Origin of the sequence: Mesobacillus sp. (genome assembly GCF_049588175.1) — a bacterium.
Classification (GTDB): domain Bacteria; phylum Bacillota; class Bacilli; order Bacillales; family Cytobacillaceae; genus Mesobacillus.
The window spans coordinates 1-11,673 of record NZ_JBAVFI010000529.1 but is presented as its reverse complement, the minus strand read 5'-3'; the positions used below and the strand labels follow the sequence as shown (position 1 = coordinate 11,673).

8 protein-coding genes are annotated in these 11,673 nt (G+C 41.1%); all 8 read left to right on the top strand.

What is annotated here, in order from left to right; translation table 11 throughout:
* The first annotated feature begins 504 nt into the window (after nt 1–504).
* Nucleotides 505–3,780, top strand: coding sequence for an efflux RND transporter permease subunit (locus WB217_RS12980; protein WP_423993636.1), 3,276 nt, complete (start codon nt 505–507; stop codon nt 3,778–3,780).
* A gap of 355 nt (nt 3,781–4,135) precedes the next feature.
* On the top strand, nt 4,136–5,233 hold the full coding sequence (locus tag WB217_RS12975; RefSeq protein WP_423993635.1) for an SDR family oxidoreductase: 1,098 nt from the start codon (nt 4,136–4,138) through the stop codon (nt 5,231–5,233).
* Between the two features lie 8 nt (nt 5,234–5,241).
* Complete coding sequence (locus WB217_RS12970; protein ID WP_423993634.1) at nt 5,242–6,792, top strand: aldehyde dehydrogenase family protein; 1,551 nt, start codon at nt 5,242–5,244, stop codon at nt 6,790–6,792.
* 331 nt (nt 6,793–7,123) lie between these two features.
* Nucleotides 7,124–7,558 carry a hypothetical protein gene (locus WB217_RS12965; protein ID WP_423993637.1) on the top strand — a complete coding sequence of 145 codons (435 nt, stop codon included), beginning with the start codon at nt 7,124–7,126 and terminating at the stop codon, nt 7,556–7,558.
* 303 nt (nt 7,559–7,861) lie between these two features.
* Nucleotides 7,862–8,620 carry a TerC family protein gene (locus WB217_RS12960; RefSeq protein WP_423993633.1) on the top strand — a complete coding sequence of 253 codons (759 nt, stop codon included), beginning with the start codon at nt 7,862–7,864 and terminating at the stop codon, nt 8,618–8,620.
* A gap of 191 nt (nt 8,621–8,811) precedes the next feature.
* Nucleotides 8,812–10,056 carry a DUF5667 domain-containing protein gene (locus WB217_RS12955; RefSeq protein ID WP_423993632.1) on the top strand — a complete coding sequence of 415 codons (1,245 nt, stop codon included), beginning with the start codon at nt 8,812–8,814 and terminating at the stop codon, nt 10,054–10,056.
* A 117-nt stretch (nt 10,057–10,173) separates the two neighbouring features.
* Nucleotides 10,174–10,920 (top strand): RNA polymerase sigma factor SigI, encoded by a 747-nt coding sequence (sigI, locus tag WB217_RS12950; RefSeq protein ID WP_423993631.1) that lies wholly within the window; start codon nt 10,174–10,176, stop codon nt 10,918–10,920.
* Nucleotides 10,917–11,673: anti-sigma factor domain-containing protein (locus WB217_RS12945; RefSeq protein WP_423993630.1), on the top strand; the 757-nt coding region annotated here is incomplete at its 3' end. The genes sigI and WB217_RS12945, both read left to right, overlap by 4 nt.

The following is an 11,673-nucleotide window of genomic DNA, read 5'->3' as shown; positions in this document are numbered from 1 at the left end:
GGCATGACGGTTTCTAGGATAGAAAGGAAAGCGGTGGCTTAGGCTGCCGTTTTTTTTGTGCAATTTTCGAGTGTTAGGATGAAAGGGAGAATCCGCAGGTAAAAAGGAAGAATACAGGTTTTAAGGTCATGAAAAATTTAAGGGCCAAACGAGGGGAAAGAAACTTGTGGAAGCTGAAAGTCACTAACCGGTTTCCCAGCACGCGAAGAAAAAAATGAGAACTTATGCGAGGGAGACGATTAAAGCACTATTTTCACTCAGTATGACTTATTCAGCGGATCGGCGAAGTTTGTAAATTGAATGTCTCAAAGTTTCATTAAAACATCAATTGATTTAAAATGAATTGTACGGTTTCTTTCGTGCATTCTATTGTTAAAAATGTTACTAATCTTACTACATAGATGACATTTGTAATATCGCAAAGGCCTCACCATATTTAGGGTGGAATTAATTTGATACCGTCCGGTCAGACAGCATGTTTTTACAGCCGAAAGGAGTTAATATATGAAAATCAGCAATTTTTCGATCAGAAGACCTGTTTTTACGATTGTGACCATGTTTTTGGTCCTGATACTCGGTATCGTTTCAATGATGAGGATTCCATTGAAGCTGATCCCGGATATAAATCCGCCAGTAGGTGTGGTGGTAACGAATTATCAGGGAGCCAGTCCTGAGGAAGTAGTTGAAAAGGTAACTAAGCCATTGGAAGCCAACTTGGCTACTTTGCCAGGGATTAAGACGATGACTTCCACCTCCCAGGAAGGTGCTAACCTGACCCTGATGCAATTTTCGTGGACAACCAATATTGATGATATCCAGGACGAGGTCATTCAGAGGCTGGATATGGCACAGCTTCCTGATGATGCTGAAAAGCCGCGGTTCCTCAAATTCGACCCTTCGCAGTTTCCAATAATCCAATTGTCCTTAAGTTCGGACCAGGATGAACAATCATTAAGGGATTTGGCTGAAGAGCTAGAGCTTGAGTTGACCAAGGTGGAGGGAGTGGCGAGTGTCAATCTTTCGGGGACCTCTGTCCAGGAAGTAAGGGTTGAATTAGATCAGCAAAAATTAAAGAAATTTAATATAAGCCAGTCCGATATTGTTGACTTGATCAGGGCGAATGACGTCTCGATGCCAGGCGATACCATTTTAACGAATGGAAAAGAGCTGACGACCAGGGTCATCAGTACGCTGGATTCTGTAGACACTCTAAAGAACCTGACTGTTTTTTCAAATCCAGTGACAAAGCAAAAGGTGAAGCTCCAGGATGTCGGCAAAGTCGAATTACAAAAACAGGATGACCGTACAATTACGCGAACGAACCAGTCACCATCAGTCCTGTTAAGTGTACTCCAGCAATCTGACGCCAATACAGCTGAGGTTTCAAAGGCTTTCCTCGATGAGCTGGACACCCTGCTTGAGCGAGACAAATATGAAGGAATTAAATCGGAGGTCCTTTTTGATCAAGGTGACTATATTAAAATGGCCATTGGGAATATCTCTAACTCCCTTATTGTCGGTGGGCTGCTGGCGATGGCTGTGCTGTTCTTTTTCCTGAGGAATGTGAAGAGCCCATTGATCATCGGAATTGCGATTCCTTATTCTGTTATTTTCACATTCGTATTAATGTTCTTTGCGGATTTTACCTTGAATATCATGACACTTGGCGGTCTTGCGCTTGGAATCGGCATGCTGGTCGATAATGCGATTGTCGTGATTGAAAATATTTATCGTCACCTTTCGATGGGTAAGGATCCAAAAACTGCTGCCCGTGATGGAGCGCAGGAAGTTGGAGGAGCCATTACGGCGTCTACCCTTACGACGGTAGCGGTATTTTTACCTGTTGTTTTCATTTCAGGAATTATCGGTGAGCTTTTTACTGAATTTGCGCTTACGATTTCATTCAGTCTGCTAGCATCATTGATTGTGGCGTTGACTGTTGTGCCAATGCTTGCAAGCCGGCTTTTAAAGGCTCCTAAAAAGAACCTCGAGGCAAGAAGGCAGCGTTCAAGTTCGATGAAGAGTTTGGAAAAGTCCGTAAGGTGGGCTCTCCGCCACAGATTCCTTGTCATTTTGATTACCCTGCTGATGCTTGCTGGAGGAGGGTATGGACTGACTACTGTCGGGACACAATTCATTCCTGCAACAGACGAAGGATTCTTCAGTATAAGGGTAAAATTAGAAAATGGTGCTGCTTTGTCGGAAACGGAAAAAGTACTCGCTTCACTTGAGGATGAATTAAAGGGTGAAGAAAATGTTGACGTTTATGTCAGCTTGGTCGGTACTACACAAGAAGCTTCCTTTAGAGGCACGACGAATACAAATGTCGGAGAGTTATATGTGAAGATGGCTGACCTTGAACAGCGAAAAATTAGTACATTCAAGTTTGTCGATGATAAAAAGAAAGAACTGGAACAAGCTGCAAAAAAAGCTAACAGCACTGCTGATCTCAGTTTTAATTTACAATCCACATCTGGTTCAGCGCCGAACACACTCACATTCAGCGTCCGGGATACGAGTGAAAAGCGACTGAATGAAACAGTGACAAAAATATACGATTCACTCAAAGATCTTGAAGATGTCAATGAACTATCTACGAGCCAAAATGAAAAAGTGGATGAGATTCAGGTAACAGTCGACAGGGAAAAGGCTCTTGCTCAGGGGCTTGCTCCAGCACAGATTGCGATGGTCGTGAATGATGTGACCAGAGGTAGCTTGGCAACGCAAATGACAGGTAATGACGGGGAAATCCTCGGGGTATTTGTTGAGTATGATCATGCTGTTACGCAAAATCTTGATAAGCTAAAACAATTGCTGATCAAGAAGCCGGATGGGAGCTATGTTGCTTTAGGACAGGTGACCAATATCAAAACTGGCAGCGGACCTGTTAAAATCCAAAGGATCAACCAGCAGGATGCCGTTGAATTTACGATGAAATATAAATCTTCAACTAACCTAGGAGCTATCTCAAAAGAAGTAGACAAGAAAATTGATGAGCTTGATTTGCCTGATGAAACAGAAGTTGTATTCAGCGGGGACAGGGAGCTTCTTGAATCATCGATTGATGATTTAGTGCTAGCGTTCGTCCTTGCAATCATCCTAGTTTATCTCGTGATGGCTGCTCAATTTGAATCCTTGAAATATCCGTTTGTTATCATGTTCACTGTACCTTTAATGGTCATAGGTGTTGCAATAGCATTGACTGCGACACAGACTCCGATCAGTTTGACCGTGATCATCGGTATAATCGTTTTGGCAGGTATCGTCGTAAATAACGCAATCGTAATTGTCGAATATATCAACCAGAAGAAAGAACGAGGGTTGAATCCACATGAAGCGATTGTTCTGTCTGTTAAAGACCGGGTAAGACCAATCCTAATGACTGCCTTAACGACAATATTGGGACTAGTTCCACTTGCGCTAGGTATTGGAGAGGGTGCAGAGATCAACCAGCCAATGGGGATTACCGTGATTGGCGGGCTGATCAGCAGTACATTTCTGACGCTCTTTGTTATCCCCGTCATGTATAGCTTTTTTGATAAAGATACAAGAAGGATGAACAAAATGTATGCGACACCAGATGGACATCTGGTGCCTGCATACTTGCTGAAGGAGCACACTGGCACAGAATACGAAAGAAATATTAAAGAAAAAACTACCCTTATCCAGGAAGGGAAATATTCAAAGGAAGAAATGGCTGGAATGCTCGAAGAACTTCTTCAGCTGGTAAAAGAGAATGGAGATTCAGCAGCTAACAAGGATTTAAGAAGACGAAGATAATTATAGTCAATAGGTGCTTGTTAACTATGCTGCGTTGCATGGTTAGCACGCACCTATTTTTATTTTGGGCAGTTTATTTCTTTGATGATTTTTAGATTGTTGTCATTAATGCCAACAAGGAGTATTAAATCAATCCTGAGACCCCGTAGGAGCAAAGCGACGAAGAGGCTCACCTGACGCCCCGCGGAAAGCGAGTGCATGGAGCGGAAATCAACAGTTAAGGTTAACAGAGACAAATGGTTAATTAAACTCTTCCCAAACAAAAAATAAAAAAGTCAGAATAATCAGCAAAAAATTTTGCCAAATACAAACGCTTACAGATAAAATAAAGCTAATTACATTAAGGAGGACATATATGGAGTACGGATATTTTTTTACAGGTTTTCCAGGATTCATCAGCAATCAACTAATAAGAGAGGTGCTTCGGAAAAACAATGGGAACGGAAAGGTATATGTACTTGTCCTGCCATCCATGAGTGAGAAAGCGGAGAACGAAAAGAAGTCAATATTAAGTGATTTCTCATTAGCTGAAGACCGTTTTGAAATTATTACGGGAGACATTACGAAGAATGGATTGGAGATCGAACCGCAAAAAAATGCCTATTTACAAGAGTCGGTGACCCATGTTTTCCATCTTGCTGCAATTTACGATCTGGCAGTGCCGAAGGATCTCGCGTTTTTGGTGAATGTAGAAGGCACACGAAATGTTAATGAATGGGTAAAAAACCTGCGGAATATTAAGCGCTACACGTACTTCAGCACTGCATATGTAGCTGGCAAAAGGGAAGGAGTTTTATATGAAAATGAATTAATTAAGCCGGATGAATTTAAGAATTTTTATGAGGAAACAAAATATGAAGCTGAACTATTGGTTGATGCCCTAAAAGCAGAAGTACCAGTCACAATCATTCGGCCGGGCATTGTAAAAGGTCATTCAAGGACGGGGGAAACAATCAAGTTTGATGGTCCTTATTTTATCATGAATTTTATCGACCGCTTAAGCTTCATGCCTTTCCTGCCGCGGCTTGGAAAAGGCGATACTGTTGTAAATCTTGTTCCGGTCGATTATATTATTGAGGCAACAGCCTATTTAACCTTTGCAGAAAAAGGTGCAGGCAAGACCTATCATCTTACTGACCCAAAGCCTTATAAAGTCTCGGAGTTATATGAAATGATGATGGCTGAATTGATGCGAAAAACGCCCAAAGGTGCGATTCCGATAGGATTGGCAAAGGCTGGTCTGAATTTGCGCGTTTTTAGAAAATACCTCGGAGTAGAAAAAGAAGCACTCGATTATTTTACATGGAGAGGGTATTTTGACTCAACGCAAGCCCAGAAAGATTTAAAGGAATCGGGGATTAAATGCCCGGATTTTAAGGATGGTATATCGGCAATGACATCATTTTACAAGCGAAATAAGCACGAACCTAGTTACCAGATAAAAATTATGTAGGCAGGTGAATGAACGTGCATTCAGTTGAACAAGTACAAAAATTAACCGTCATTGCACCTGCGACAGGACAGATTATTGCTGAGATTGCGGAGACTCCGATTCATGAGGTCCCGCTCTTTTATCAGCGTGGCAGAAATGCTTTTGCGGCGTGGAGCAGCATTTCGATTCCTGAACGATTAAATTATTTTAGAAAGCTGAAACAACTGATGGTTGATGAGATGGACCAGATTGCCAGGACTATTTCCGATGATACCGGGAAGGTGCTGACAGAGGCCATCGTTGCGGATATAATGCCAACACTTGATGCGATCGACCATATTATCAGGCATGCTGAAAAGGTGCTTAGCCGCCAAAAAGCGAAAACGCCTTTCTTATTGATTGGCAAAAAATCGTACATTGAGTACATGCCAAGAGGGATCGTGCTGGTGATTTCACCATGGAATTATCCGCTCCAACTGGCAATGGTACCAATGGTAAGCGCTTTGGCCGGAGGCAATACAGTGATTTTAAAGCCGTCAGAGGTCACTCCACTCGTAGGGAAGTGCATTGAAGATCTATTTAATCGCTCAGGGTTTCCTGAAGGAACTGTTCAGGTTGCGCATGGCGGTAAAGAAGTAGGTGCAGCTTTTACCGAGGGGAAACCAGATTATATATTTTTCACTGGTTCCGTCCGTACTGGAAAAATCATTCAGCAGCAGGCAGCAAGGGATTTAATCCCGACCACACTGGAGCTTGGCGGAAAGGATCCGATGATTGTATTCAAGGATGCTAATCTTGAAAGAGCCGCAAAGGCTGCTGCATGGGGAGCTTTTACAAACAGTGGGCAGGTCTGCATGAGTGCAGAGCGCCTCTATGTGGAACGATCTATTTTAGAAGAATTTCTTGAGTTGCTAAAATCAGAGGTCAGGACTTTGACGCAGGGAACGGATGAAAATGCAGATGTAGGTTCCATGACTTTCCCGGCGCAGAAGGATATTGTGAAGGGACAGCTTGAAGAAGCATTGGCAAGAGGAGCAAAGCTTGAAACTGGCCTAGAGCCAGAAAATTGGCAGGAAGGGATGTTCATTCCCTTGACTGTCGTAACACAAGTTGAGCAAGATATGAAAATTATCCAGGAAGAAACGTTCGGTCCATTACTGCCTGTCGTTCCCTTCGACACTGAAGAGGAGGCTGTTATTCTAGCCAATGGAACGGTTTTTGGTTTAAATGCAAGTGTCTGGACCAAAGATAAAGAAAAGGCGAGAAGAGTGGCATCCAAGCTGGTTTCCGGAGCTGTCGTTATCAATGATGTCATCATAACTGTTGCTAACCATGGCTTGCCATTTGGCGGAACAAAGGAAAGCGGCATTGGCAGGTATCATGCTGAGGGAGGCCTGCGGATATTTTGCCATGAAAAAGCGATCATGGAGGATCTCGGCTTAATGAATTCTGAAATACAATGGTACCCATACAAAGGAAAATATCCTCTATTTCTTAACTTATTCAAAAACTATTTCGGAGAAAATAGAAATTGGCTATCATTTGCCAGGGACTATTTAGCCCTAATTAAAAGTAAATAATTTTACTGCCGTTCCTTTTGATAAAGGAATGGCTTTTTTATGTATTAGGTAAATATATTTAACAATTTATTGGAAAAATGATAATTGATGACCTTATTTGGACACTCTAAAACCATTAGGAGTGTGTGCTGAACTTTATGAAACAAGCTGGATTTGCAAATTGCTGTTTTACAGCTGAGCATATGATGGTTCAGTAGTTCGTTCATACCTTGGATTCCATCAGGGAGGAATATATGCAAAAAAATAAAGATGCGAAAAGAGCTTAATAAAACGATTAAAGGATGAATCTAGAGTGGCCAATAAAAAGAAATTAACCAAACTAGAAGCGGTGATGTGGAGCATAGCACTCCCAGGATTCGCACAACTCCTTACCGGCAACTTAATTAAGGGATTATTATTTGTCGTGCTTGAATTCCTGGTTAATGTATATAGTCATTTCAATAAAGGAATTATGCTCAGCTTTCTGGGTGAGACGGAAAAGGCCCTACAGGTAATCGATGTTCAATGGCTGATGTTCTACCCCTGTTTATATATGTTTGCAATGTGGGATGCATACCGCAGTGTAATGCCTGAAGATGAGAAGCTGACTTTTTTGCCTTTCGTTTTCTCAGCCTACTTTGTTACCGTAGGACTAATGGTTTCTCCAAAGGTAAAAATTTTGGGCGTATTTCCAGGACCGGTTTTTCTGCCAATGCTCTTTGTGATTCCAGGAGTGATTTCTGGATTTTTAATCAGAAAAGTATTAATGAAATTCTATGCCAGCTAATCTTGGTATCATGTTTTTAGGTAGCCGCATATAATATTAGAAAGTCGTATTAAACGAATGACTAATTTCGTGCAAAAAACGATTTATTCGAAATTGAAAAGTATCTTCCAAAGGGGAGTAGCTGTTAGGGAAACCTAAAACAAAGTCGTCATTTCATGGGAACATCCCATCGGCTTTGTTGGCATGTACATATGCTTAGCAAGACCTTTGCCGCCTGGCAGAGGTCTTTTTGTGATTTAATCCAAAAATTGTGCCTTTATCAGCGGGAGTATTGTAAATAATAAGAACCGGAGGGTGACAAAAATGGATTTAGCGATGCTGCTTGAATACGGTTGGGTATTGATCGTTCTTGTTGGGCTGGAGGGAATTCTCGCCGCAGATAATGCCGTTGTCATGGCGGTAATGGTAAAACACCTCCCGACCGATCAGCAAAAGAAAGCTTTGTTTTATGGATTATTTGGGGCATTTATATTTCGATTTGCGACATTGTTTATGATTTCCTTGCTGGCCGATGTATGGCAGGTGCAGGCACTTGGCGCGCTATACCTTCTATTCATTTCCGGCAACCATTTAATCAGGAATTATACAGGCAAAAATGAGAAAGAAAAACCGATCAAGACTTCCCGTTCCTCTTTTTGGATGACGGTGCTAAAAGTCGAGCTTGCAGACATCGCCTTTGCGATCGATTCGATGCTTGCGGCTGTTGCTCTTGCTGTTACGCTGACACCTAGTGGCTGGTTTAGGATGGGCGGCATTGATGGTGGACAATTTATGGTCATGTTCCTGGGAGGCATAATTGGACTTGTTATAATGAGATTTGCGGCAAACTGGTTTGTTAAGCTATTAAAAGAACGGCCAACGCTTGAAACAGCTGCCTTTTTAATTGTCGGCTGGGTTGGAGTAAAACTAGCAGTCTTCACTCTTGCCCATCCAGAAATCGGGGTAATTGATCGCCATTTTCCTGAATCGTTTATCTGGAAGTTACTATTCTGGATTGTATTGATTTCGATTGCTTTAGGAGGGTATATTTTTTCCACCCGAAAAACTCCAAGTGCAGCATGACTCATAAAGTTTTTGAATGCGAAAGCAGTCGTAAATCCCACATTTATCACCGAAAAAGAAAGACTTCAGTCACAAATTGACTGAAGTTTTTCTTTTTTTTTTCAAAAACCCCCATAAACACCCCCAGTGCAAACGTAACCATTTAGTGAATTAAAGCGGCCGCTCCAAAAAAATTATGAGGTGAACAGAGAATGAAGAAACTTTCCAACCAAGAGATGAAGAAAATTGCAAAAAGTACATTGGCACTAGTGCTTGCCGGTACGTTTACATTTGCACCGATTGCTATGGCAGAAGAAAATACATCTGGGTACGAAACAGTAGATTTACAAACTGTTAGCCCAGAGGATATTGAAGATGCAAAAACTCAAGTTGATGACCTTGCAGAAACGAACCCATCTTTAATTCCAGGAGATTTCTTCTATTTTGCAAAAATAGCATTGGAAAAAATCAGACTTGCTTTCACTTTTGATAAGGCGGAAGAAGCAGAATTGCTTGCTACATACGCAGCAGAACGCTTAGCTGAAGCTAGCGAACTGTTTGCAGCGGGAAAAGAAGACGAAGCACTTGAGGTAATCGAGAATGCTGTTGAATACATGGAAAATTCACAGGTCATCGTTGATGAAGAAAATTCAAACGATGAAACTGAAAAAGAAGATGATACAAAAATAGAAGAAGGAACAGGTTCAGATGAAGTGACTGATTCTGAAACTGATACTGATTCTGAAGCAGATGTAGAAGATGAAAATAAAGAAGAAGCACCTGCAGACGACGTAGTTGCTGAAGATCCAAGCGATGATGCAGATGCAGAAACGGAAGAAGAAGCAGAAGACGTCACAGTTGAAAATCCATATGAAGAAATTGAAGGCATCCTAAAGCAAAATATTATCGCTTTAAAAGCAGCAATGGAGCATGTTGGTAATGACAAGGCAAAAGCTGCACTACAAAAGAATATCGACAAAACTTACGCGAAAATGGCTAAGAAGCTTGCTAAATTAGAAGAAAAATATGCAGAAAAGCCTGAAGCAGAAAAGCCTGAAGAAGAAAAGGAAACAACTGAACCAGTTGTAGTTGAACCAGTTGTTACTGATCTTGAGCCAGCCGATCAAGTTCAAGTTGAAGAGCAGACAGAAGCACCAGCCGAAGAACCTGCTGAAGAAACTATGCCAGCCGATGATGATACTGTAGTTGCTCCTGTTGTTGCTCCAGCAAAATCTGTAAAGGATCAGGCAAAACAACAGAAAAAAGCTGAAAAAGCTGCTGAGAAGCAAGAGCGCAAGGCTATTCATCAAGAACGCAAAGCTGTAAAGCAAGAAGAAAAACATCAAGCAAAGCAAGAACGTTCTCATAAAAAGGAAGAACATAAGCAGCAAAAAGGTCATGAAGGTAAGGGCAAAGCTCATCAAAATGGCGAAAGCAAAGGTAATGGAAAACACTAAAACCAATTGAACAATAGACTCGAAAAGATAGCCATTTCAGGCTATCTTTTCACTGCCTAACCACAATAGAGAATTGACATGATATGATATAATGTGGTGAGAAAAGAGGTGAGGCTATTGCTAAGTTTATTGTTCATGGCAAAGAAACGGCGCAGACCATTGGAAGAGACAGTGGAAAAAATCCATCAGGGGGATGCAGCTTTAAGGGATGAATTGATTGATTCTTATAAGCCTTTTATTGCAAAGACCGTTTCAGCTGTTTGCAAGAGATACATACATGAATCTGACGATGAATTTAGCATTGGTCTCATCGCCTTTAATGAGGCAATCCAAAAATATTCATCTGAAAAAGGTAATTCATTATTAAGCTTTGCCGAAGTAATGATCAAGCGGAGAGTGATTGATTATATCCGCCAGCAGAGCAGAAACCAGAGCTTAAGTTTTAATATATCAAATGATCCCTCTGAGGAGGAGCAGCAACGTTCAACAATTGAAGATGAGCTTTCTCTTGATGACTTCAGGAAAAAAACAGAACAAGAACTGAGGCGGGAGGAAATCATCCAATTTCAGAGTATATTGAAGGAATTTGATCTTTCTTTTCAGGACCTTCTCGAACAATCGCCTAAGCATGCGGATGCACGGAAAAATGCAATGCTCGTTGCTCAAGCGATGGTAGAAAACGAGGAATTAAAGAATTTGCTTCTGGATAAAAAACGCTTGCCAATCAAGCATTTAGAAGACATGGTTGATGTCAGCCGAAAGACTATAGAGAGAAACAGAAAATATATCATTGCCATCGCACTGATTTTAATTGGGGATTATATTTATTTAAAGGATTATATTAAAGGGGTGTTAGAGACATGAGAAAAGGGGTTATCCTTGAAATCAATGATCTTTACCTAACATTGTTGACCCCCGAAGGTGAGTTTTTACAAACCCGAAAGCTTCAACAAGACTACCAGGTAGGAGAAGAAATTCATTTTTTTCCAGAAATGTCCACAGATAAAAGAAAGAAATTCAATCTTTCATTCATAAATAGTTTTAAAGCAAGAACCATTGCGCTTACTGCAGCATTAATGATGGTTATGACTGCATTCCTTCCGGTATATCAAAGCGGGCAGGTATACGCGTATATGTCCATTGATGTAAATCCAAGTATCGAATTAGCAGTAAGTGATGAACTAAAAGTGTTGCGATTAACAGGATACAATCCCGAAGGCAAGGAAATCATTGAGGAACTTGATGGCTGGAAAAAGAAAGATGCAGCCATGGTAGCTGAAATGATTATTGATAAAATCGAAGACAAAGGATTTTTCAAGCAAGAGCATAACATTGTGATTGCCACTGTCCATAACGGTAAGGTTAATAAGGCCGTTGACCGGAAATTGGATGAGAAAATATCTGAAATAAAAAAGGCCACACAAGTAGAAAATCATGAGCTTAAGGTTATGCAAGGAACAAGTGAAGATCGTAAGAATGCCAAAAAGCAAGGGCTGACAACTGGAGTTTACAAAGAAAAGCAGATTGAAAAGGCTAAACCAGTTTCTATGCCTGCTAAAAAGCAGCAAAAGGCTAAACCAGAATCTGCTAATAAAAAGCCTTTTACACCATTGAAAC

Excerpts from the sequence above, each read along its gene's own strand:
- WB217_RS12955 (WP_423993632.1), top strand. The coding sequence starts at position 8,812 with ATGAAGAAACTTTCCAACCAAGAGATGAAGAAAATTGCAAAAAGTACA.
- WB217_RS12970 (WP_423993634.1), top strand. The coding sequence starts at position 5,242 with ATGAACGTGCATTCAGTTGAACAAGTACAAAAATTAACCGTCATTGCA.
- WB217_RS12965 (WP_423993637.1), top strand. The coding sequence starts at position 7,124 with ATGTGGAGCATAGCACTCCCAGGATTCGCACAACTCCTTACCGGCAAC.
- WB217_RS12980 (WP_423993636.1), top strand. The coding sequence starts at position 505 with ATGAAAATCAGCAATTTTTCGATCAGAAGACCTGTTTTTACGATTGTG.
- WB217_RS12975 (WP_423993635.1), top strand. The coding sequence starts at position 4,136 with ATGGAGTACGGATATTTTTTTACAGGTTTTCCAGGATTCATCAGCAAT.
- WB217_RS12960 (WP_423993633.1), top strand. The coding sequence starts at position 7,862 with ATGGATTTAGCGATGCTGCTTGAATACGGTTGGGTATTGATCGTTCTT.